Origin of the sequence: Clostridium folliculivorans (assembly GCF_024341905.1) — a bacterium.
Classification (GTDB): domain Bacteria; phylum Bacillota; class Clostridia; order Clostridiales; family Clostridiaceae; genus Clostridium_AR; species Clostridium_AR folliculivorans.
Genome location: NZ_BQXY01000001.1, coordinates 170,034 through 194,599 on the forward strand (window position 1 = coordinate 170,034; position 24,566 = coordinate 194,599).

22 protein-coding genes, 2 tRNA genes and 1 riboswitch are annotated in these 24,566 nt (G+C 30.8%); of the genes, 16 read left to right on the top strand and 8 right to left on the bottom strand.

Annotation, left to right across the window (positions count from 1 at the left end; genetic code table 11):
- Window positions 1-116 precede the first annotated feature (116 nt).
- Window positions 117-1,469, bottom strand: a complete 1,353-nt coding sequence (locus OCU55_RS00810; RefSeq protein WP_261850427.1) for a M28 family metallopeptidase — start codon at window positions 1,467-1,469, stop codon at window positions 117-119.
- 262 nt (window positions 1,470-1,731) lie between these two features.
- Here OCU55_RS00810 and OCU55_RS00815 point away from each other — a divergent pair, with 262 nt between their 5' ends.
- Window positions 1,732-3,891 carry a Tex family protein gene (locus OCU55_RS00815; RefSeq protein WP_261850428.1) on the top strand — a complete coding sequence of 720 codons (2,160 nt, stop codon included), beginning with the start codon at window positions 1,732-1,734 and terminating at the stop codon, window positions 3,889-3,891.
- A gap of 238 nt (window positions 3,892-4,129) precedes the next feature.
- Window positions 4,130-4,244: riboswitch (FMN riboswitch) on the top strand.
- Between the two features lie 117 nt (window positions 4,245-4,361).
- Complete coding sequence (locus OCU55_RS00820; RefSeq protein ID WP_261850429.1) at window positions 4,362-4,958, top strand: ECF transporter S component; 597 nt, start codon at window positions 4,362-4,364, stop codon at window positions 4,956-4,958.
- Window positions 4,959-5,050: 92 nt separating this feature from the next.
- Here OCU55_RS00820 and OCU55_RS00825 read toward each other — a convergent pair whose 3' ends face one another.
- The 3 genes from OCU55_RS00825 to OCU55_RS00835 are packed head-to-tail and all read right to left on the bottom strand — an operon-like array spanning window position 5,051 to window position 7,576.
- Window positions 5,051-6,157, bottom strand: a complete 1,107-nt coding sequence (locus OCU55_RS00825; RefSeq protein WP_261850430.1) for a sensor histidine kinase — start codon at window positions 6,155-6,157, stop codon at window positions 5,051-5,053.
- Window positions 6,147-6,839 (bottom strand): response regulator transcription factor, encoded by a 693-nt coding sequence (locus tag OCU55_RS00830; RefSeq protein WP_261850431.1) that lies wholly within the window; start codon window positions 6,837-6,839, stop codon window positions 6,147-6,149. The genes OCU55_RS00825 and OCU55_RS00830 overlap by 11 nt, the downstream gene beginning before the upstream one ends.
- Before the next feature lie 20 nt (window positions 6,840-6,859).
- Window positions 6,860-7,576, bottom strand: a complete 717-nt coding sequence (locus OCU55_RS00835) for a M15 family metallopeptidase (protein ID WP_261850432.1) — start codon at window positions 7,574-7,576, stop codon at window positions 6,860-6,862.
- 441 nt (window positions 7,577-8,017) lie between these two features.
- On the opposite strand from OCU55_RS00835, the gene OCU55_RS00840 reads away from it, so the two are divergent.
- Window positions 8,018-9,688, top strand: a complete 1,671-nt coding sequence (locus OCU55_RS00840) for a 2-oxoacid:acceptor oxidoreductase subunit alpha (RefSeq protein ID WP_261850433.1) — start codon at window positions 8,018-8,020, stop codon at window positions 9,686-9,688.
- 3 nt (window positions 9,689-9,691) lie between these two features.
- Complete coding sequence (locus tag OCU55_RS00845; protein WP_261850434.1) at window positions 9,692-10,555, top strand: thiamine pyrophosphate-dependent enzyme; 864 nt, start codon at window positions 9,692-9,694, stop codon at window positions 10,553-10,555.
- A 109-nt stretch (window positions 10,556-10,664) separates the two neighbouring features.
- Here OCU55_RS00845 and rimI read toward each other — a convergent pair whose 3' ends face one another.
- The 4 genes from rimI to OCU55_RS00865 all read right to left on the bottom strand — a co-directional run bounded on the left by rimI (window position 10,665) and on the right by OCU55_RS00865 (window position 13,581).
- A complete protein-coding gene (gene rimI, locus OCU55_RS00850) occupies window positions 10,665-11,105 on the bottom strand; it encodes a ribosomal protein S18-alanine N-acetyltransferase (protein ID WP_261850435.1) in 441 nt (146 codons plus the stop codon).
- On the bottom strand, window positions 11,105-11,806 hold the full coding sequence (tsaB, locus tag OCU55_RS00855) for a tRNA (adenosine(37)-N6)-threonylcarbamoyltransferase complex dimerization subunit type 1 TsaB (RefSeq protein ID WP_261850436.1): 702 nt from the start codon (window positions 11,804-11,806) through the stop codon (window positions 11,105-11,107). Before tsaB ends, rimI begins: the two co-directional genes overlap by 1 nt.
- Entirely contained in the window at window positions 11,803-12,264 is a 462-nt protein-coding gene (gene tsaE, locus OCU55_RS00860; RefSeq protein WP_261850437.1) for a tRNA (adenosine(37)-N6)-threonylcarbamoyltransferase complex ATPase subunit type 1 TsaE, read from the bottom strand. The genes tsaB and tsaE overlap by 4 nt, the downstream gene beginning before the upstream one ends.
- An 81-nt stretch (window positions 12,265-12,345) precedes the next feature.
- The gene (locus tag OCU55_RS00865) at window positions 12,346-13,581 is read right to left on the bottom strand and encodes an HD-GYP domain-containing protein (protein ID WP_261850438.1); all 1,236 of its coding nucleotides are present in this window, start codon (window positions 13,579-13,581) and stop codon (window positions 12,346-12,348) included.
- A 140-nt stretch (window positions 13,582-13,721) separates the two neighbouring features.
- Between OCU55_RS00865 and OCU55_RS00870 the strand changes: the two genes are divergently transcribed.
- From OCU55_RS00870 to OCU55_RS00925, 12 genes are all read left to right on the top strand, one after another.
- Window positions 13,722-14,645, top strand: a complete 924-nt coding sequence (locus OCU55_RS00870; protein WP_261850439.1) for a metal ABC transporter substrate-binding protein — start codon at window positions 13,722-13,724, stop codon at window positions 14,643-14,645.
- A gap of 302 nt (window positions 14,646-14,947) precedes the next feature.
- Window positions 14,948-15,568, top strand: coding sequence for a CBS domain-containing protein (locus tag OCU55_RS00875; protein ID WP_200269552.1), 621 nt, complete (start codon window positions 14,948-14,950; stop codon window positions 15,566-15,568).
- A gap of 281 nt (window positions 15,569-15,849) precedes the next feature.
- A tRNA-Trp gene (locus OCU55_RS00880) sits at window positions 15,850-15,925 on the top strand.
- Window positions 15,926-16,922: 997 nt separating this feature from the next.
- Window positions 16,923-17,846 (top strand): ABC transporter permease, encoded by a 924-nt coding sequence (locus OCU55_RS00885; RefSeq protein ID WP_261850440.1) that lies wholly within the window; start codon window positions 16,923-16,925, stop codon window positions 17,844-17,846.
- Window positions 17,847-17,861: 15 nt separating this feature from the next.
- On the top strand, window positions 17,862-18,779 hold the full coding sequence (locus tag OCU55_RS00890) for an ABC transporter permease (protein ID WP_261850441.1): 918 nt from the start codon (window positions 17,862-17,864) through the stop codon (window positions 18,777-18,779).
- A 13-nt stretch (window positions 18,780-18,792) separates the two neighbouring features.
- Window positions 18,793-19,833, top strand: a complete 1,041-nt coding sequence (locus OCU55_RS00895) for an ABC transporter ATP-binding protein (RefSeq protein WP_261850442.1) — start codon at window positions 18,793-18,795, stop codon at window positions 19,831-19,833.
- 9 nt (window positions 19,834-19,842) lie between these two features.
- Window positions 19,843-20,817 (top strand): ABC transporter ATP-binding protein, encoded by a 975-nt coding sequence (locus tag OCU55_RS00900; protein WP_261850443.1) that lies wholly within the window; start codon window positions 19,843-19,845, stop codon window positions 20,815-20,817.
- A gap of 64 nt (window positions 20,818-20,881) precedes the next feature.
- Window positions 20,882-22,540 (top strand): peptide ABC transporter substrate-binding protein, encoded by a 1,659-nt coding sequence (locus OCU55_RS00905; protein ID WP_261850444.1) that lies wholly within the window; start codon window positions 20,882-20,884, stop codon window positions 22,538-22,540.
- Between the two features lie 187 nt (window positions 22,541-22,727).
- A tRNA-Trp gene (locus OCU55_RS00910) sits at window positions 22,728-22,803 on the top strand.
- A gap of 451 nt (window positions 22,804-23,254) precedes the next feature.
- Entirely contained in the window at window positions 23,255-23,650 is a 396-nt protein-coding gene (locus tag OCU55_RS00915) for a hypothetical protein (protein WP_261850445.1), read from the top strand.
- Window positions 23,651-23,834: 184 nt separating this feature from the next.
- Window positions 23,835-24,032, top strand: coding sequence for an alpha/beta-type small acid-soluble spore protein (locus tag OCU55_RS00920; protein ID WP_183278684.1), 198 nt, complete (start codon window positions 23,835-23,837; stop codon window positions 24,030-24,032).
- 278 nt (window positions 24,033-24,310) lie between these two features.
- Window positions 24,311-24,529, top strand: a complete 219-nt coding sequence (locus OCU55_RS00925; protein WP_261850446.1) for a hypothetical protein — start codon at window positions 24,311-24,313, stop codon at window positions 24,527-24,529.
- Window positions 24,530-24,566: the final 37 nt, after the last annotated feature.

Consider the following 24,566-nt stretch of genomic DNA (forward strand, 5'->3'; position numbering starts at 1 on the left):
AAAGTTAGTTTCTTATCAATATTTTTGTCTATGTTTAAGAATATTGTTGAAATTAAGTGGTTATACATTCAATGCTTTTAAAGGCAAGTAGTCATTAATGATTACTTGCCTTTAATCTATTCAACTTTAATTCTATTTTTGTTAGGTATTAATAGCAATAAGAATAGTACCAAAGAAATGCAATAACCAATTGTATAGAAATCTTTATTATAAATTTTTAAAATGTATTGATTACTATAGCAATATTTTATAATTTGATTCCAAGAAGCTTTATAGTCCCTTTCAATTGATGCCTTATCTATAAAATCAGAAGTATCATTAGTAGTGTGGATTTTTGATAAATCAGAATCGCAGATTGTAATGCTATCAATTCCAGCACTATTAAAACTTGCATGATCAGAGGCATTTTTGGCCTCAGTATTAAAATCAATCTTATTAAGTTTACAGTAATCTTGTAAACTGCTAGATGTAATACTCCTATTAGAATTTTCCCCAGTCATTATAGTCATAGGAATACTTTTTGATCCACCAATCATATCAAAGTTTATGGAATTACCATTCTTAAGTAGAGAGTAATTTTTATCAACAAATGCTTTTGAACCCAATAAACCCAATTCTTCTGCATTGAAAGAAACAAAGATGATATCTCTTTCAGGTGGAAGCATTGATGATAGAACACGAGATAATTCTAACATAAATGATGTTCCAGAAGCATTATCCAAAGCTCCTCTATAGATATTTCCAGAGAGATCTTCACCTAAATGATCATAATGTGAAGATAGTATCAGTGGCGGTAATTTTGAATTCGTACCTTTAATTACGCCTACAACATTATAAAGTGTTGTTTCTTCAACTTTGTAAGGAATAGAGCAATCTATTGTGTAGCCTTTTTTATTATAGGTTAGAAGATCATCATATACCTTTGAACTAATATAGATATACATTTCAGAGGATGATTTGGAAATAAATGAGCTTCTAAAGTTAAAATTATCTGTGGATACTATAAAAATAAAACTTTTATTATCTTGAACAACTTCTATAGCTGAAGGGTATATTCTAAAATCATCATTTGGATTTACTGTAATATGGTTTGTCCTATAATTTAGAAAACTATCCTTGAAGTCAGCTCCGTACTCATAATCTTTTATGAGATTTTTTTCTTTGTTATATACTCTAAGGAAAGGCACACCATCAATCTTTATTGGGGTAGTAGCATTAAAAGCCTCATAGTAATCTTTGGTTAGTGGAGAAAGCTTGTACTTTATAAAAGAATTCTTTATGTATTCTCCTGCCAGTTTATTGCCTAATGTTCCTGACAATCTTCCTTTCATTGTGTCTGAGGATAAATAACTTATGCTTTCAATAACTCTATTTGAATCAAAATATTGTAATTTATTAGAGTACATAAATGAGATGTTGGATAATAGGATGCATATGGTTAGCATTAGTGATATTAAGTTTCTTGTCATATCAAGCTCCTTAAAATTAGTATCAGTTAATTCTATGAGAATAAAAAGAAGGATATTCAATTTAAATATTGAAATAATATAGAAAGACATTAAAAATTAACCATACATTTTTTAAAAATTAAAGAATGTTGGTTAGCTGTACTAGTTCTAACCGAAATCTATTTTTAAAACTCTCACGGCTTTTATTGATAGAATTTAAAAATATAAGTTTAATACGAATTGGTACATTCATAAAATAAGACCGCATACTAGGGAGGTAAATATGAACAACATCAATGTAACTTTGGCTAAGGAGCTTAATATAAGCATAGAGCAAGTAGAGAATGTAATAAAACTGCTTGATGAAGGAAACACTGTGCCTTTTATATCAAGATATAGAAAAGAAATAACAGGTGGCTTATCAGATGATATATTAAGAAAGTTTTTTGAAAGACTCAACTATTTAAGAAATCTTTTAGATAGAAAAAACGATGTAATTAGGCTGATTGAGGAGCAAGGAAAACTAACTGAAGAACTTAGAAGTCAAATAATGAATTCAAATACCTTAACTGAGGTTGAAGATATATATAGACCGTATAAACCTAAAAAGAGAACAAGGGCTACTATAGCTGTGGAAAAGGGGCTGAAACCACTTGCAGAGATTATAGTAGAAGGCAATTTTAATGGGAATATATTAGATGAAGCTGGAAAGTATGTTAGTGAAGATAAAGGGGTTGTTTCTGCAGATGAAGCTCTTCAAGGAGCAATGGATGTAATTAGCGAAATAATATCTGATGATGCTGACTATAGAAAATGGATAAGAGATTTAGTAAAGAATGATGGGATAATTGAAACTAAAGGAAATACATCAGAGTCATCACCATATGAGATGTATTATGAGTACAAAGAATCTGTAAAGACTATTCCATCACATAGAATATTAGCAATAAATAGAGGTGAGAAGGAAAAGTTCTTATCAGTTAAGATTTTAATAAATGAAGAAAAGATATTAAATTATTTGATGAGAAAAACTTTAAAGAATAATTCCATTACAGATAAGTATATTGAACTTTCAGTGAAAGATAGTTTTAAAAGATTAATATTTCCTTCAATAGAAAGAGAAATAAGAAGTGAACTTACAGATATAGGTGAGCAAGGTGCCATCGATATATTTAAAGCTAATTTAAAAGCTTTACTTATGCAAGCACCGATAAAGAATAAGATTATTATGGGATATGATCCTGGTTTTAGAACTGGCTGCAAGATAGCTATTCTTGATGATACGGGAAAGTTTCTAGATAAAGCTACTGTTTTCCCAACGGTGCCTAGAAATGATGTAGCTGGAACGATAAAAGTTTTGAAAGAGCTTATTTATAAATATAACGTAGAGGTAATATCCTTAGGAAACGGTACTGCATCTAGAGAATCAGAAGAAGTAATAGCAAAACTTATAGCAGAAGTTAAGAAAGAAACTGGGAAAGAGATGTTTTATGTTATAGTTTCTGAAGCTGGTGCATCAGTATATTCTGCCTCTGAACTTGCAGCTAAAGAATATCCTGATTTAGACGTTACAGTTAGAGGGGCTATATCTATAGGTAGAAGATTACAAGATCCATTAGCAGAGCTTGTAAAGATTGATCCTAAAGCTATAGGGGTAGGTCAGTATCAACATGATGTTACTCAAAAGAAATTGGATGAATCTCTTACTGGGATAGTTGAGGATTGTGTTAATAATGTAGGGGTAGATTTGAATATAGCAACTCCAGCATTGTTAAGTTATATATCAGGTATAAATCCATCCATAGCAAATAATATTGTAGCTTTTAGAGAGGAAAATGGGAAGTTCACAAGTAGAAAGCAGCTTTTAAAAGTTAAGAGATTAGGGCAAAAGGCATATGAACAATGTGCTGGTTTCTTAAGGGTTATGGAAAGTAAAGAGCCATTAGATAATACTTCAGTTCATCCAGAATCCTATGAAGTCGCAAGAAAGCTTATTAATAGACTTGGATATAGCAATGATGATTTGAGAAGTGGTAATTTAAAAGATATAGATGAAAAGCTTAAAGAATTCAACCTAGTCGAACTAGTGGAAGAATTATCAGTTGGATTACCTACTCTTAAGGATATAGTAAAAGAAATAAAGAAACCAGGCAGAGATCCTAGAGAGGAGTTGCCTAAGCCAATATTCAAGTCTGGAGTAATAGATATAAAAGACTTAAAGCCAGGCATGACGCTTATGGGAACTGTTAGAAATGTATCAGATTTTGGTGCATTTGTAGATATAGGTGTGCATCAAGATGGATTAGTGCATAAAAGCCAAATGGCAGATAGATTTGTAAAGCATCCGCTAGATGTTGTTAAAGTAGGAGATGTAGTAGAGGTGAGGATATTAGAAGTTGACGAGAAGAGAAAGAGAATTTCTTTATCAATGAAGAAAGAATAAACAGAGTATGGTTATTAAATAATAAGAAGTAATTTATATAATTAAAGCGTTGTTTTTAAATAGACGACGCTTTAATTATAGATAATAATGAAATGTTGCACCGATTTTTAGTATTACATAGTCGTGTTATAGAACTAATAAAAGTATATGAATCAGTGAAAATGTATACATGAAATATATTTAAAAAATATATTGTCAAAATATAAACAAGGTTATATAATGAGTATATAAAAATTAATATTATCTTCAGGGCGGGGCGTGATTCCCCACCGGCGGTAAAGCCCGCGAGCCGAGAGGCATGATTCGGTTAGATTCCGAAGCCGACAGTAGAGTCTGGATGAAAGAAGGTAAAAGAGTAAAATTAGTCTATTCAGCCCTGGTGACTTTTATTTCATCAGGGTTTTTTTATGTTTATTTAGGTTAATTTTAGTCTTGAGCCCCAGAGGATATAACTTTTGGGAGGGTTTACTATGAAACAAACAAATCAAGCAACATCAAAATTAAATGTGCAAATTAAAATTGCACTACTAGGAACTATTGCGTTTTTATTAATGTTTTTGGAATTTCCAATATTACCAGCAGCACCATTTCTAAAAATTGATTTTAGTGATCTGCCAGCATTATTAGGAACTTTTGCTTTAGGACCAATAGCAGGGATTGCTGTTGAACTTATCAAAAATATTCTTGTTGTACTGATAAAAGGCACTAGTACTGCAGGTATAGGTGAATTTGCTAATTTTGTAATAGGAGCAGTATGGGTAATTGTAGCTGGTTTTATTTATAAGAGAAATAGAACTATAAAAGGTGCTATACTTGGATTATCTTTAGGAACCATTGCATTGACTATAGCTGGACTTTTGGGTAACTATTATATATTCTTACCATTGTACAACAAAATTGTACCTGTATTGAGTCCAGAAATTATAAATTATCTTGTAACAATAATCCTTCCTTTTAATCTAATAAAGGGAGTAGGGGTATCTGTAGTTACTTTAGTCCTATATAAAAAAGTATCACCAATTTTATATAATGAAACAACTATAAATGCTAAGAAAATAACTAATTAGTAAAATAATATTTTAAATAAAATAAAATAAAATAAAACAGAATGATAAAAAAATATCATCCTGTTTTATTTTTTTGCTATGTTAAGATTAGTCTATTTGATTGGCAATTTAACTTCAAAGATAGTCCTTTCATCATCGCTATAAGCTGAAATACTTCCTTGATGAAGTTCTATAATATTTTTTGTTATCGCTAGTCCAAGTCCAGAACCAGCTATTTTGCTATTTCGCGATTTTTCTACTCTATAAAATCTATCAAATATATAGGGTAAATCTATTGTTGATATTGCTTGACCATAATTTATTACTTGAACTATTGCCATATTTTCTTCAACTTTTGTTGTTATATCAACATACTGGCCATCATACCCGTACTTAAGAGCATTGGATAATAAGTTTTCAAAGGCCCTAACTAATTTCCCTGCATCGGCATTTACAGTTAACTTATCTTCTGAAAAGTTAATCCTAGACTTCATATTTGCATTCTTGAATTGGTATTCAAAGTAGGCAACTACTTGGCCTAATAGATCAACTAAATTAATATCAGACTTATCTAGGGTGATAGTATTATTTTGCATTTTAGTGAGTTCAAACAAATCATTAATAAGTACGTTTAAATCTTTGGCTTTTTCATAGGCTATATTAGTGTAATATCTAAGTTCTACCTCATCTTTATATTTATCCCTATCAATTATTTCTAAATAACCGATTATTGAAGTTAAAGGAGTTCTTAAATCATGAGAAACATTAGTTATTAAATCAGTTTTTGTTTGCTGTGCTCTTCTTTCTTCTATGGTTATATCTTTTAGTCGTCTTGAAATATTATTTATATTTTCTACTAAATTTTTTATATCACCATCCGACTCAACTTCTATTGATCTATCTAAATCACCATTTGCCATTGTTTCAGTTTCATTAATTATAGAAACTAAGCTTTTCGTTTTTCTATATGTTATAAGTAAATATATTGTTATAAAAATAAGCGCACCAAAAATCACAGAGGTATTACTTCCCAAAGCTCTATATCTAATAAAAGCCCATATATTCCAAAGATATCCGGAATTATTATTATAATAGATTTTGTTGTATGAATACACTACTATTTTTCTGATTATAAGATAAATAATATAAGTAAATAGTACAGATATTAATATATCAACTAAGGGTAATAACCAATGTTTATAGAATCTTCTATTTTTCAATTTTATAACCAACTCCCCATATAGTATGAATTATTTTATTACCTTCCATATGTTGCTCAAGCTTATCTCTAATTCTGCTCATATGCACCATTACCGTATTATTAGACTGGAAATATGTTTCTTTCCATACTCTTTGGAAAATTTCCTCGGCGCTAAAAACTCTCCCTCTATTTGTAGCTAATAAATAGAGAATTTCAAATTCTCTTGCTGTAAGATCTATATCTTTATCATCAATGGTAACCTTATGCTTATTTTTATTTATTAACATTGACTCTATCCTTATAATCTCATCTGAAGAATGATTTCTTGTATTTAAAAAATATGCTCTTCTAAATAATGCTCTTATCCTAACTGTAAGTTCTAGATGATTAAATGGCTTACAAACATAGTCGTCTGCACCAGTCATAATTCCTTGTATTTTATCCATATCTTCAGCTTTGGCACTTAGCATAAGAATTGGGATATTATATTTTTCCCTTGTTCTTCTACATACTTCTAAGCCATCCATTTTTGGCATCATTATATCTAAAACCATTAGGTGAATATCTTCTTTATCCAATATTTCTAATGCTTCTTCTCCACAACTTGCTTTAAATACTGTATATCCCTCATTTAAAAGGTTTATTTCTAATAAATCTCTTATTTCTCTTTCATCATCAACAACAAGAATATTATTATTCATCTTCTTCTCCAACTTTATAATTATTTGTCTAAATATTCTTCTAACGTAATATTATTATCATAGATATATTTAGCAGTATTTTTTCCAACATATCTAATATGCCATGGTTCATATTCTATACCGGTTATGTTTTTCTTACCATATGGATATCTTATAATAAAACCAAATCTATAGCAATTCTTTGCGAGCCAATCTGCTTCTTTCGTTCCTTTTGCAAAATATTTTCCTTGATTTGTTATGTCAATACATAGTCCTGTTTGATGTTCACTATAACCTGGTCTAGCTACGTATGCATCTGCAAGCTTTTCTCCTTCTGATAACACTCGATTGTTATAAGTATTCTGTTGTGTTTTATATGACCTATATCCAGAGTTGCCAAGCAATGTTATTCCGTCTTTTTTAGCTTCGGAAACTAATTGCTCTAGTGGTTGCGCTATAATTCCTGCTACATGCTTTTCTTCATTACTTACACCAGAGGCGAATTTTATATTTGGTATAGTTAAATTTTTTGGTATATAAGTTTCTTCGAGAACATGTTCTTCATTTACTAATAAGAGTTGAGAATTTATATCTGTATCATTATTATCGTTTTTATAATTATTATTACTGCTAACTGATTGAGACTTTGTACTTGAACCTAAAATAAATTCCTTAAGGTTTAACATATATTTTACTAAAGATAAAAGTCCGCAAATTATAATGATAAATACCAAGACATTTTTAAATCCATTTTTCATATTGTCTACACTCCTTTAAGTATCATAAATTCATTGTAGGAGGTAGAATTTACAGCAATTATAAAAATTTCTTAAGAAATCTTAAGTTTTTGCTATATATCAATAATAGTATTAAAGGTATTTTTGTTCTTATGTAAAAAAGAAAGTATAAATACTGTCATATTAAGTAAGTAGATTAGAATAGATTTTAGAGTGTGCTATAAAGATGGAGGAGTATATTGGCTAGTATAGTAGATGGATGAATAAGCGAATAAGCATTAATAAGTAATAATTTAATAACGTAAGCAAATTAAAGAAAAATGCAAGTATTTCCTTTTGAAGAGGGTTGATAATTAATTTTAATTGATAATTATTATTTACAAATAATAAAATTAGGACTATTATTAAATCAGACGGAAACAATCGGAATTAAAGGATTGTTTTATAAGAGAGGTGTTTTAATTGAAACTTAATATACTAATTGGAGGAAGCGCTGGACAAGGAATGGATACAGTTAGCGTGTTCCTTGAAAAAGCTCTGAAAAAAGGTGGATTTTATGTTTTCTCAAATAAAGACTATATGTCTAGAGTAAGAGGTGGACATAACTTTACACAAATAAGATTCGGAGATGAACCGATATATTCTCATGATGCAAAATTGGACTTGATACTTGCATTAGATAGAGATACAGTAGAAATTCATAAGGATAAATTAAATGAAAATGGAATAATAATAGCTGACGAAGCTATTCAGTATGATGATAAGAGATTAGTTAGACTTCCATTACTAAAGACAGCTAAGGATGTAGGATTATCAAAAGCTTTTACTTTTGTTGCGGCAGGAGCAATCTTGAAGCATTTTGGGATAAAAGGTAATTTTGAAGATTTTATAGCTAAGAAGCTTGCTGAACCTATAAGAAATAAAAATATAGAGGCCTTCAAAAAGGGTAGAGATTTAGTAGATGAGAGATTTACTATTACAGGTAAAGTCTTATCTAATCACCTAATCATAAACGGAAATGATGCAATTGGACTAGGGGCATTAATTGGTGGATTATCTTTCTATTCGGCATATCCTATGACTCCGGCTACAAGTGTAATGACATATCTTTCAAAAAAATCATTGGAGGCTGGTATAGTTGTTGAACAGGCTGAAGATGAAATAAGTGCAATAAATATGGCTATTGGAGCATCATATGCAGGGGCTAGAGCTATGACTGGTTCCTCTGGTGGTGGAGTAGCATTAATGGTTGAGGCGTTTGGCTTAGCTGGAATAACTGAAACTCCATTAGTAGTAATTGACTCACAAAGACCAGGTCCTGCAACAGGACTCCCAACTAGAACAGAACAAAGTGACTTAAGTTTTCTACTAACTGCATCACAAGGAGAATTTCCGAGAGTGGTTCTAAGTGTAAGAAATGCTGAAGATGCATTCTATCAAACTTTTAGAGCACTAAATATAGCAGATAAGTATCAAACTTTAGTTATACTATTAACAGATCAATATCTTGCAGATTCTAATATAACAATACCTAGATTTGCGCTTGAAGATTTGAAAATTGAAAGACATATCTCAGATGGAACTGGATTAGATGAAGAATATAGGCGATATAAGATAACTGAATCAGGAATTTCGCCAAGATTAATACCTGGTAAGGTTAAAGGTCAAGTGGTACTAGTGGATAGTGATGAACATACTGAGTACTCACATATAACAGAAGAAGCTGATATAAGAAATGCTCAGATGGAAAAGAGAATGAGGAAACTAGACTTGTTAATAAAAGAAGATCTACAAGAGCCGGATTATTTTGGTGGAGAAGATATAGATGTACTTTTAGTAAGTTGGGGATCAACCTTCGGAGCTGTAAAGGAAGCAGCTGAGGCACTTAACGATACAGGAATTAAGGTAGGAGCATTATCCTTTGGAGATATATATCCTTTACCTGAAAAACTTTTGAAAAAATACAGTAATAAAGCTAAAAAAGTAATAAATGTAGAGCAAAACTTTACAGGTCAATTAGGTAAACTTATAACACAAGAGACAGGAATATTGATGGATGATAGTATTTTGAAATATGATGGACGTCAGATAACTTCAGATGAAATAGTTTCAAGACTATCTGGGGAGGTTTAGAAAATGTTAGAGTTAAAATTATATCAAAGTAATGATGAAAATACATGGTGTCCAGGGTGTGGAAACTTTTCTATACTTGATGGCATAAAGGAAGCTGTAGCGGAACTTAATATCTCACCAGAAGAACTCATGATGGTTTCTGGTATTGGTCAAGCTGCGAAAACTCCGCATTATATAAGAGCAAATGGATTTAATGGACTTCATGGTAGAGCACTTCCTCCAGCACAAGCTATAAAAATGGTTAATCCAAAATTAAAAGTAATAGTTACTTCAGGTGATGGAGATGCTTATGGAGAAGGTGGAAATCACTTTGTTCACAATATAAGAAGAAACCTAGATTTCGTTCAATTAGTTCATGATAACCAAATATATGGACTTACAAAAGGACAAGGTTCTCCAACAACTGCAAGAGGACAAAAAACTTCTATGCAATTTGAAGGAGTAATATCTGAACCTTTAAATCCACTAGCTTTAGCAATCGCAGCAGGTGCTACTTTTGTTGCAAGAAGCTTTTCGGGAGATAAGGAACACTTAAAGAGTATGATTAAGGCAGCTGTAAATCACAAGGGGTATGCACTAATTGATATAATGCAGCCTTGTGTAAGTTTTAATAAAATAAATACTTTTAAGTGGTATAAGGACAGAGTTTATTATTTAGATGAAAACTATGACCAAAGTGATAAAGGCGCCGCAATAATTAAAGCTATGGAATTTGGAGATGGAGGAATACCTTTAGGAATACTTTATAAGGAAGAAGGTAAACCTACGTTCCATGATCTACACCCAGTACTAACTGCTGGAAATGTAATGGTCGATAGAAAGTGGGCTCCAATAGATGGAGAAAAGTTTGTAGAAGAATTTATGTAGAATAAGATTAAAAAAGAAGAATATATGCCTGCCAAATCTTTCTCATATACATTGTGAAAGACAGATGTGCAAAAAAATAGCTGAAGAAAGTCGCTTCAGCTATTTTTTATTACCATCTTTTCCACATAAGTAGAGCGTCTTCGCCATTATCTTCATAGTATTTTTTTCTAATACCTTCTTCGACAAAACCATATTTTGAATAAAGTTTTTGAGCGGCTATGTTTGACACTCTTACTTCTAAAGTCATAGCGATTACTTTTTTTTCGGAACATGTGGTTATCATCTTGTGTAATATCTTGTCTCCAACACCTCGATTTCTATAATCAGGGTGAATTGCTATATTAGTTATATGGCCTTCATCAATTATTATCCACATTCCACCATAACCTATTACTTGGTCATCAAGTTTAGCCACAAGATATGTTGCAAAGCTGTTTTCTAATTCCTGCTCAAAGGATCTACGACTCCAAGGGTGTGGAAAAGAAAGTTTACTAATTTTAAGCACAGAATCAATATCGTCTATTCCCATAGATTCTATTTTTATATTCATTAATCTAACCCCATTTTTTTATCATATTCTCTTTCGGCCTGTGACTTTCTAAGGTAAAATGGAGCTGTATCTTTTTCATCACAAATACCTTGCTCAAGTAGATTTATTCCTAATAATCCTAAAGTAGAAGCTCTAGCATAATTAAGATGAGGAGGTGAAAATACCGCATTGGTAAGAGCCATTTTTAAAGTTTCAAGATGCTTCTCAGTTCCGTCTCCTACAAAGAGTACAGAATCAGGTTCTTCCCTAAATCTATTTATGAGTTCATCAATGGAAAGAATCATGTAATCGGTCAATCTTTCTAAGTTTCCTGAAACATTTCTATATAAGGCAGTATATACGTTTCCTCTTAAAGCATCCATGATCGGACATATTATCCCGTTATGAGTAATTACATTATATGCAAGTCCATCTAAATTAGAAATGGATATTGTGGGTTTTTTACCTCCAAAGCTCAGCCCTTTAATGGTGGCCATGCCTATTCTAAGTCCAGTAAAAGAACCAGGCCCTTTAGAAACTACATACCCATCAATGTCGTTGACATTTAAATTACTAAGCTTTAGTACTGAATCAATCATAGTCATTAGTATTTCAGAATGCTGTTTCTTATCCGTGATATTTATTTCGCTTACTACCGAATTATTTGAAACCAAAGCAACAGTAGCACTGCTTGAAGATGAATCTATTGAAAGAACTATCATATACTTAACTCCTTAAGATAATCATATCTATTTCCAAAATATTTTATTGTTACTTTTCTCAAATTCTCTTCCTTCTCAGGAAGCTTTGAGAGCTTTATGTGAACAAATTGATCTGGTATAAGCTCTTCTATGTAATTGGCCCATTCTATAACACTTACTCCATTTCCAAATATATACTCATCAAAGCCTATTTCATATATTTCATCAGGATCTGACACTCTATATACATCAAAATGGAACAAAGATAGTCTGCCACTATGATACTCATTAACAATATTAAAAGTAGGGCTGGTTATGTGTTCTTTAACATTTAACCCTTCGGCTATACCTTTAGTTATATGAGTCTTACCAGTACCTAAATCACCAGTAAGACAAAAGATATCACCAGGATTACACATAGAACCTATTTTTCTTCCTAGCTCAATAGTATTATCAACAGAATTAATTATAAATTCCATAATAATCTCCTTTCGAGAATAAAACCTTTTACTTTTATTATTCTAACCAATAATTTATAAAAAGAAAAGGTAATCTAACGATTACCCAAGAGCATTTTTTAAATTTTCTACTGCTATCTTACATATTGACCCATCTTCAACCATGGTATCAAGGATGCAAAATGCCATGTCCTTATTCATTCCTTTACGGTAAGGCCTGTCTTCAGTAAGCGCCTGGTATATATCACAAACTGCCATAACTCTACATTCTTCGGATAGCATATCTCCATCTATCCCTCTAGGATATCCGTTTCCGTTTAGTTTTTCATGGTGATTTGAGGCCCAATTACTTATCTCCTCAATACCATCCATTGAATCAAGTATTAACCTGGTGAAATAAGCATGAGACTTTATTCTTGAAAATTCATCCCCATCTAGTGGACCGTTTTTGTCTAAGATTTTTGATGGTATAGCAAGCTTCCCAATATCGTGAAAAAGCCCAGCAAGTTTCATTTTTAAGCATTTTTCATCATCATAACCAATATGCTTAGAAACCATATATGCTAGTTCAGCAATACCACGTGAATGTCTAGCAGTAAATTCACTTTTTGCATCGATCATATCAGCAAATATTTCACCTATGTTTATCAATTCTTGCATGTTTAATTTTATGTCTATAGGTGGAATTAGGTGATTTATGACCAAATCTAGATATCTATTGTTTTCAAGGTTTAACCAAAATTCATCAGCAGAACTAATTTTAAGAAAGGCTTCGTAGATATTCTGTGAAAAAATCATGTTAACATTATCTAAAATTAAGCCTTTAATTTTATCTTTTTGTTCAAAATATGGAGCGTGGGTATTGTACTCTGAGTCTATTATGTCACTCATTCTAAGTATCTGACTAATTATAGGTATCTCAGTTTCTTTTTTTTGAAATACTCCATTTCCATCCCAGTGCTCGTGATGATAAAGTATTGCGTCGGAAAGATAACATATCTTTGGGATATGTTTTACTATATTTGAGCCTTCTAGACAATGAATGCCAATTACTTCATCCACTGAATAATTTTTATACAATACATTTCCATAGCCTATGTCATGTAACAATGAACACATATATAGATCTTTATAAGTATCTTCATCTAGCTGCAAGGCATTTCCAAGTTCTAAAGCAATATACGCAGCTCGCTTTGAATGATACGTATAATCATCAAATACGATGTCTTGGATTGTTACCCCATTTAAGTTTTCTCTTACAACCTTTTCAACAGACTTCTCCGCTAGAGATACTGTTATTGATAAAGCAGGTATTATAGTATCGATTGAAACTTGCATAATGCTTACCTCGTTAAGAAAAATGTCGAATATTATTTTATCATAATTTGACAATAATGTCATTAAGAAAGTAACATTAATGTTTGAATTAATATTAGATTAGATATAAAATAAAGAATAGATAAAAGTGAGGTGGCGAAATGAAAAAATTTGATATGAAAAAGTTCACTTTTGTATTGATAGGTATCAATATAATTTTTTTCATATTTATAAGCACATATTATAAGCCAAAGGTAGTCAATACAATAAATGATGATGTAGAACAAAGGGATACATATTTAAACATAATAACTACAAATAAATTTATTTATTCTGCAACTAAACAACTGGTGAAAGATAAACATAATGTAACATACATGTTTAATAATAATTTTGATAGTCTAAACTTTAAGTTTACAAATGATTCTTTAGATAATGTTTCAAAATATGACCTGCTTTTATACATGGGCTCTAGTTCTGAGCCTTGGATAAATGGCTTTATAGATGGACTGAAAAAAGGAAAGGTAGGAATTGTTAATCTTTCTAGAGGCACTAAAACGTTGAATTATATAAAATCTCAGACCGTAGCTGGGTATGATATAAAAATAAATCCTTACTACTGGCTAAGTCCTGACGAATATAAGATTATGCTCTATAATATAAAAAGTTCGATTCAGGATAAAGACCCGAAAAATAGGGATTTCTATGAAGAAAATTATGAAGAGATGATATCTGAGCTAGATAAAGATAGTAAAGACGTAAAAGATTCCGTAAGTGTTCTAAGTGGATATACTGTATATACAACAGATGAAGATTTAGATTATCTTACGAAGTATTTAGGTATAGATGTTATAAAACTCACAGATTTAACCAAAATTGATGATTATAAAAAAATGCTTAGTGGATCAGTAAATAAGACCTTAATAGTATATAGTAACCAGGCCAAATTTAATGAGTTTAGCAGTAAGATAACTGGAACAACCTATTATCAAATGGAGATTAAGATACCAGAGTATGATGAGCAATATAGATCTTATTTAGAAAACATAAGTTTAAAATTTAAGGGATTAAATAAAAAGTTATAAGTATTTTTATATACTTATAACTTTTTTTATTGCCTATTATTGAATAAGTATTATTTATGAATTTATAATGCATTCTTTATAATTTGAAAAGAATAATAGTAAATCTTATAAAATTATTAATGAATTTGACTAGCATTCATTCAATAAATAATGCTAAATTTTATGTATTGCATATAAAAATTAGCGTAAGATAATCAAATGAAAGAATTTTTTTAATTATTGGATAATTTTAAAAAATAATATATAATTACCGCAATAAATGGCTTATAATATATATATAAGGAAATCGAGGGGGAGAGACTATGCTAGTAAAAACTATAATATTGCCAAAAAAAGATTTAATAACGGTCACATCTGATACAACAATAGGAAGAGCCTTAGAGATAATGGACCAAAACAAGTTTTTATCAATTCCTGTTGTTGATGGAGAATACTTTAAGGGTTCAATAGCACAGGATATTATTTATAAGTTTTATTTTGAGAAAGGTGCTGATAAAAAGAGCTTATTGGAGGATTTTTCAGTATCACATCTACTAAGAAAAAGCATACCTAAGATAAATCTTTATGAAGAAGTTGAGAAAGCAGTTGGATTACTAGAAGAAACTCATGTTTCCTTTGTTGCCGTTGTTGACGAATTTGACAAGTTTGTAGGAATTTTAACTCATCATGCGGTATTTGAACAATATACTAATGTATTTGGGCTTAACAAAGGTGAAAGAATGGCAGTTACTGCTTATGATGTACCAGGACAAATATCAAGGTTATCTAAGATACTTACAGAAAATCAAGCTGATATAGTCAGTTTTGTTGTAATAGATCCGAAAAGTGTTACTGATGTAAGAGAAATAGTTGTAAGAATGAAGACTAAGAATTTAGAAATAATTAAAGAAAAAGTTAAGGCTGCTGGGTTTAAAGTAGTTTAGTAGACGATTTGCTTCTTCTGATTTTAAATCTATTTTAGGTTCTTGTAGGGTATAGCATAGAATTTTAAACATATATTGTAGTATAAATCGGAAATTTAAATATAGCTGTTTATTAGAAAGGTATCGTATAATTACATAAATTATTATAAGATACCTTTTTAAATATGTATTAGTTTTATTAAGAATATAAATTATGTTAAGAAGTGTTTAGCAATAATAAAAATAAGTACAAAAAAATGTTGCGTTATTTTCAAGAATGTTATATAATCTTATTTGTTCGAAGGGGTATAGCTCAACTGGTAGAGTGGCGGTCTCCAAAACCGTAGGTTGTGGGTTCGATCCCTATTGCCCCTGCCAAAAGACTAGTAGAAAAGTTTTCTACTAGTCTTTTTTTATCGAAATTCTTTGATGAAAGTTGTTATCTATTAAAGTAGTAAGACGTACACCAACGAATATATTTTTACTGCATTAGGAAAGTAGTAGTAAATACAGCTGCTGAGCTGGATTTATTAATGGAGTATATGAGAGAAGACTTACTCTTAATATTAGAATATATAAATGATGCATTGAAAAATGACTATCTATAATCTGCTCTTATGCTTATTCTGAGCAATTATATATTAATTGCTTTAGTGTAAACACATATCGATATACAGATGAATTACCAGATTGAAATTATTTTTATCAATTTGTTAATTTATCTTTTTTTTATTTTTATTAAAAAGCAATCATGAAAAACTTATAAAGTATAAAGTAAATATAGTGAAAAAGTGGATGTGTATAATTGGAATATTTTAAGTAATTATTTTAATTTAAATAAATTTATGTTATGAATATTTTAGCGATAAACAATTTTTTTGATGTTTGTACTAATTTTAATCCATTATATGGATAAAGTTCTCGTAAGAGAATTAGTAAATCTATCATAAAAATAAAAATTGTTAAATTTGAATTTATATACTGATTAATTAACAGTTTAATAAATTTGTTATAAATCTAGCAAATTTAATTACTTCATAGATGATATTAATTATAGATTTGGGAAAAAAATGCCTTTGAAAATGTTTACTTACTGCCAAATTTGATAGCTTATAGTAAAACAATAAAAAAATACACATCAAAATTAACATTTAATAATAAATTCAAAAAACTATTTACAAAATGATAATTTGTAACTATAATTTTTTATATAAACTTAAGAAAAATAACAATGAATGAGGAGATGTTAGTCGGGGGATAAGTGATACAAAATAATATTTGATTATTTGTATTGAAAAAGTAGAAATTTAGTACATAATAGAGATTTAGTTAGAATTTAGTATCAATAAACATATTTAAAGGGGGACTTAAAAAGATGTTTAAATACACATTAAAGAGAATTGCTATAAGCTTGCTTACTATTTTTATAGTAATAACTGCAACTTTCTTTTTAATAAGAGCGATTCCTGGGGGACCATTTACAGGAGAAAAGAAATTACCACCTTCTATACTTGAAAACCTAAATAAAAAGTTTGGATTAGACAAACCGATGTCTCAACAATATACTACATATGTTAGTAGTATTGTAACAAAAGGTGATTTAGGACCTTCAATGATGTATGAAGGAACAACTGTTAATGATATTATCAAAAAGTTTTTCCCTGTTTCAGCAAAACTAGGACTGGCTTCAGTTGTGTTTTCATTGATTTTTGGAGTGTTATTAGGAATACTTTCAGCGTTAAAGGAAAATAAATGGCAGGATAGATTATCAATGGTTATATCAACAATTGGTGTAACTGTGCCAAGCTTTGTAATGGCTACATTGTTAACTTATGTTTTTGCTATAAAATTAAAATTATTCCCTGCAATAGGTTTGAAGAGTGTGTCATCATATGTTCTTCCTACTATAGCTTTAGGTGGATATTCAATGGCTTTCGTATCAAGATTATCAAGATCAAGCTTAGTTGAAGTTCTAAGACAAGATTTTATAAGAGTTGCAAAAGCAAAAGGACTACCACAAAGAGTTGTAATAGTTAAACATGCACTTAGAAATTCACTTATTCCAATAATTACTTATGTAGGACCACTTTTAGCATCAGTACTTACAGGAAGCTTTGTAGTTGAATCTATTTTTGGAATTCCTGGACTAGGAAGAGAATTTGTTACAAGTATTAGTAACAGAGATTACACTGAAATAATGGGATTGACCATTTTTTATTGTGCATTCCTAGTAATATGTAATTTAATTGTTGATATTTTATATGGATTTGTAGATCCTAGAATTAAAATACAAGATTAGTGGAGGCGTGAAGTAATGGAAATCACAAAGGATCTATTTGAATTAGTTCCAGATAATGAAAAAGACAAAGAAGGCGTTGCAAGACCTTCTATGACATATTTGCAAGATGCTTGGAGAAGACTTAAGCAAAATAAGTTAGCACTATTAGGATTAGCTGTAATTGTGCTTATGACTTTAGCTGCTATTTTTATTCCAATGTTTTCTCATTATGATTATTCTACACAAGATTTTAAGATTGCTAACCAAGGTGCAAGTGCAGCTCATATATTTGGAACTGATAAGTTCGGAAGAGATATTTTCACTAGAGTAGCTTATGGTGCTAGAATTTCACTTACAGTTGCATTCGTAGCTAGTGCTCTAAATGTACTTATTGGTATCATATACGGTGGTGTTTCAGGATACTTTGGTGGTTGGGTAGATATGGTTATGATGAGAATAGTAGATATACTAAACTCAATACCAATGTTAATTTATGTAATACTTATAAGTGTTGCTCTAGGTTCAAGGGATATCAAAGGTATAATTATTGCCATGACAATATCGATGTGGACAACTATGGCTAGAATAGTAAGAGGACAAATCTTAACTTTAAAGGAACAAGAATTTGTACTTGCAGCTAAAACACTTGGTGTTAAGCCGTTTGCAATAATATTTAGACATCTTATACCAAATAGTATGGGTTCTATAATAGTAACATTAACTTTAGCAATTCCAGAAGCTATTTTTACTGAATCATTCCTTAGCTTTGTAGGAGTAGGTATATCTGCACCTAAAGCATCATGGGGTACTCTAGCTTCAGAAGCTGTTGAAATGATGAGAACTCATCCATCACAATTATTAATTCCTTCTTTAGCAATTTGTATAACAGTTTTTGCGTTTAATATGCTTGGCGATGGTTTAAGAGATGCCTTAGACCCTAAGATGAGAAAGTAGGAGGAAAATATAAATGCATGAAAAAATACTTGAAATAAATGATTTACAGACTTCTTTCTACACACATGTTGGAGAAGTAAAAGCGGTTAGAGGGGTATCTTTTCATTTAAACAAAGGAGAGGTACTTGGAATCGTTGGTGAGTCTGGAAGTGGTAAAAGTATCACTATGATGAGCATTATGAGACTACTTGCTGAAAGCGGAAAAGTAAAAGGCGGTACTGTAGTTTTTAACGGAGAAGAAATAAGCAGCTTTACAGATAAACAAATGGAAAAAATCAGAGGAAATGAAATTAGTATGATCTTCCAAGATCCTATGACTTCATTAAATCCAGTATTAACTGTAGGCGATCAACTTATGGAACCATTGAAGAAACATTTAAAGATAACTGGTGAAGAAGCAAGAAAGAAAGCAGTTGAAATGCTAAGCTTAGTAGGTATTCCAAGTCCAGAGAAAAGACTTAAGCAATACCCACATGAGTTTTCAGGTGGTATGAGACAAAGAGTTATGATAGCTATGTCTCTTATATGTAACCCTAAACTTATAATAGCAGACGAACCAACTACAGCTTTAGATGTTACAATTCAAGCTCAAATACTTGAATTACTTAAAGAATTAAAGGATAAGTTAAATACATCAATCATAATAATAACTCACGATTTGGGAGTTGTTGCTGATATTTGTAATAGAATAAATGTTATGTATGGCGGAGTAGTAGTAGAAAGTGGAACTACAAGTGACATATTTTACAAATCGAGACATCCATATACATGGGGCCTTCTAAATAGTGTTCCTAATCCGAAGCTAAATACAAAGGAAAGATTAAAACCTATAGAAGGTACACCACCAGATTTATTAAATCCTCCTAAGGGTTGCCCTTTTGCTCCTAGATGTGAGCATGCAATGAAAGTTTGTATGGAGGCTATGCCAGAGAAGTTTAATATATCAGAGAATCATTATTCATCATGTTGGTTAAACCATCCTATGGCGCCAAAGGTTGAAAGAAAATTACCTGATGAAGCAGTAGAAGAATCTCCAAAAGGCACAGGGAGGTAATTAGACAAAATGGAAGATAAAATTTTATTAGAAGTTAAAAATTTAAAGAAATATTTCCCGATAAAAAAGGGCATACTAGGTACACAAGTATCTAATGTTAAAGCAGTAGATGATGTATCTTTTAGCATAAAAAAAGGTGAAACACTAGGATTTGTAGGAGAATCAGGTTGTGGTAAAACTACGACAGGCAGAACAATCATAAAATTATATGAGCCAACTGAAGGTCAAATAATTTATGATGGTAAGGACATAGCTAAGCTAAGTCCAGGACAAATGCGTCCTCTAAGAAAGAAGATGCAGATGATATTCCAAGATCCATATGCATCACTAGATCCAAGAATGACTGTTGGGGATATAATAGGTGAAGCTATTGATGCTCAAAGGTTACTTGGTAAAGGTGAAAGAAATGATAAGATAACTTATCTATTAAAAAAGGTTGGACTTAATGGAGATCATGGATCAAGATATCCACATGAATTCTCGGGTGGTCAAAGACAAAGAATTGGTATAGCTAGAGCTTTAGCAGTTGACCCAGAGTTCATAGTTTGTGATGAACCTATATCAGCTCTAGACGTTTCAATACAGGCACAAGTTGTAAATATGCTTGAAGATCTACAGCATGATTTAGGATTAACTTACCTTTTTATTGCTCATGATTTATCTATGGTTAAGCATATTTCTAACAGAATTGGGGTAATGTATTTAGGTCATCTAGTTGAAATTGGAGAAAGTAATGAGTTGTATAGCAAGCCATTACATCCTTACACCCAAGCTCTATTATCAGCGATACCTATACCAGATCCAGATATGGCAAGCAAAAATAGAAGAATCGTATTGCAAGGAGAAACTCCTTCACCAATAGATCCACCAGTTGGATGTAGATTCAAAGATAGATGTAAATATGCTAAGCCTATTTGTTCACAGGTAACACCTATATTAAAAGAAGTAGGTAAAGATCATTCAGTTGCCTGTCATTTATATTAATTTTAATTAGGTATAAATTTGTTTAAATAAATTATACAATTTTCCATTATAAGGGGGTACAATAATGTTAAAAAGAAACAAAATGAAAGTTCTTTCATTAATTCTTGCTACTTTAGTAGTAGGAACAACTTTTGTAGGCTGTGGTAAAAAAGATGATGCATCTTCTACAGCAAAGGTTGATCAGGTTGTAAAGTATAACCTTGGGGCTCAACCAAAAACAATAGATCCAGGCTTAAACAACTCTGTTGAAGGCGGTATTGTTGACGTTAATGCGTTTGAAGGTTTAGAAAACGTAGATGCTAACAATAAAGTTAATCCAGGAGTTGCTGAAAAATATGATGTTTCAAGCGATGGAACTAAGTATACTTTCCATTTAAGAAAAGATGCAAAATGGTCAGATGGAAAGAATGTTACAGCTAATGATTTCTATTACGCTTGGACTAGAGCTTTAGCTCCAGAAACTGCATCAGATTACGCTTACCAATTATATTACATCAAAAATGGTGAAGCATATAATGGCGGAAAAGCTAAAGTTTCAGATGTAGGAATAAAAGTAGTTGATGATTATACACTAGAAGTTACACTTGAGGCTCCAACAGCTTACTTCTTAGCTTTAACTGCATTCCCAACTTACTTCCCAGTAAGAAAAGATATAGTTGATGCAAACAAAGAAGGATGGGCTACAGATGCAAAGACTTTTGTATCAAACGGACCTTACAAAATGTCTGAATATGCTCAAAAAGATCATATGACATTCGTTAAGAACGATAACTATTGGGATAAAGCAAACGTTAAGCTTGACAAAATCCAATATACACTATTAGATAATGAAACATCTGCATTAAATGCTTTCGAATCTGGTGAAATAGATGCTACAGATTTATTACCAGCAGAACAAAAGCAAAGCTTAATCAAAGATGGTAAGGCTAAGGTTTACCCATACCTTGGAACATATTACTATGCAGTAAATGTTTCAAACAAGAACGTTTCTGCAGATGTTGCTAAAGCATTAAGCAACGTTAATGTAAGAAAAGCACTTAGCATGGCTATAGACAGAACTGCAATAGTTGAAAATGTAACAAAAGGTGGAGAACAACCTGCTACATCATACGTTCCTAAGGGAATAGTTGATAGTACTGGAAAAGAATTTAAGAATAAGGATTACCTAAAGACTACAGCTGATGTTGAAGGTGCTAAGAAGTTACTTGCTGATGCTGGATATCCAGAAGGTAAGAACTTCCCTAAACTTGAAATTAAGTACAACACAGGACAAGGACATCAAAACATCGCTCAAGCTATACAAGAAATGTGGAAAAAGAACTTAGGAATCGACGTTACACTAGTTAATGAAGAAAGAAAAGTTCAATTAGACGATTTAACAAAGCATAACTTCATGGTATGTAGAACATCATGGATCGCTGACTACAATGATCCAATGACATTTATAGATATGTACTACACTAACGGTGGAAATAACAACCCTGGTTACACTAACCCAGAATATGACAAGTTAGTTGACGCTGCTAAGAAGGGTACTGACGCTGCTAAGAGAACTGATGATATGCATAAAGCAGAAGACATATTAATGAATGATATGCCAATAATTCCAATATACTACTACACTAACGTTCTTGCACTTAAGAGCAATATAACTGATTTACAAAAATCCCCACTAGGATTTGTATACTTCAGAAGTACAGTAGTAGAAGCTGCTTCTAAATAAGACTTTTATCGATTGCTTATAGCATGAGGTAATATATAAAGTGGTAGTATCTTTAGTTGTTAATATAACTAAAGATACTACCTTTTAATATTATGTTGTTTAAATATTCACAATTTATCAAAATTCACAACAAGCTATTGCACATGTCTCACAAATATGATATTATATCTTTTGTAAGTGTTATTATAGGGGTATAGCTCAACTGGTAGAGTGGCGGTCTCCAAAACCGTAGGTTGTGGGTTCGATCCCTACTGCCCCTGCCAATATGGTAAACGAAGCTTACAAGTATAATCCGCGAATATTTTTTTGGATATTCGTGGATTTTTATTGTATTTATTTAATGAATTTTAAGAGTATTAGTATATGAGTTATAATTAATAGGTTTCATGAATGAAGGAATTATTATGGTATTACTTTAAAACATATAATATAATTTCAGGCTATTTTAATAGATTTTATAAATTGTGCTTCAGTAAAACTTGATTATAACGATAATATAGTTAATAATAAAATTTACAACATATAGAAAATATAGTATAATTATGTTTGCTGTGAATATTTGTAATTAGTATTTATGAATTTATTTTTTTAATATTATTACATTGAATATACATAATAAATAATAGATCAATAAATTTTATAATCTTATGAATTTTGTATTAAGTATAAGTAAAATTTGAAAAGGCTCTTGAGTATTAAATTTGGGGTGGGAAAATGTACTATTATTTTAAGTATTATAAGAAAAAAGGTATTATAAGAAACATAATTAAAGGATATATAGGAAATGAAGAGTTGACATATATGATAAAAGAATACATAGATGTTACAGAAACAGTAGATACTGAAAATAAGATATTAGTAATGGATGTTTCTGGTTTAGAACTTATAAAATCGGAAGTAAGTGATACATATTGCGAATTTTTAAGAAGTACATCTAAAGAAAAATGGACAATTAACATTATAATAATGCCTAAATCCATAATAGGAAGTTACCAACTAAAAAAGTTTATTAAAAATTCAGGTATAAATCCTATTTTAGTTAATAGCAGTAGAGAAGCTATTAACGTAATCAAAAGCTATAAAGGAAGTACATACCAAAATTGTATTTAATTCAATAGTCTATTAATACTGTTTGTGGTTAACATAATAGTGTAAACCAAAAAGGTTTACTGCTGAAGTATCGTTTAAGCTGAAGCAAGTTTTAATAATATTGCTGTTAAGCAAAAAGTTAAAATTTTAATTTAGCATATTGCGATACGGAAAAGCCATCTCAAAACCAAAGGAGGAATGTTATATGTCAAGATCAAGAACATTAGTTCCAGAGGCGAAACAAGGATTATCTAAGTTTAAATTTGAAGTAGCAAGAGAACTAGGAGTTCCATTAGGTGATTATAATGGAGATCTAACATCAAAACAATGTGGTTCCGTAGGTGGAGAAATGGTAAAAAGAATGGTAGAGGAATTCGAAGGACACATGACAACTAATCACTAGTCATAGTGGAATGCATTTGGTAGGTTGAATCTTAGTTATGTAATCTGACCATTAAGGGAGGAGTTACTATGAGTAATGATGTACCGCCAGATAGTATATTCTAATACCGGGGCACAAGAAATTGTGCCCTTTTATTCTTTAATAAATTAATAGTCTTTTATTAGTTGTTCTTAAATTAAATAACAATATGCTACTCTTAATCTTGCATACTTTTCAATAGAGGTTTGATTATATAATCTCTGGGCAATAAAGAGAAGCTTTACAAGGAGGAATAACTCATGGATTGGAAAAAAGGTATAGTTACTTTTGATGATGGTTCAAGTTATGATGGAGAATTTTTGATAAATGAAGAAGGACAGATTTACAACATAAAAGTATTTAAGGATGGCAAAGCAATAAAAGAAGTAAATGCAGAGGAATTTGCTAGTAGCTTAGGTAAAAGTGTAGAGGATGTTTATCCATACAAAGCAACTTTTGGGCAAAATATATATAAATAATCAAGTTATAAGTAAAAAGAGGTTTAGCCTCTTTTTT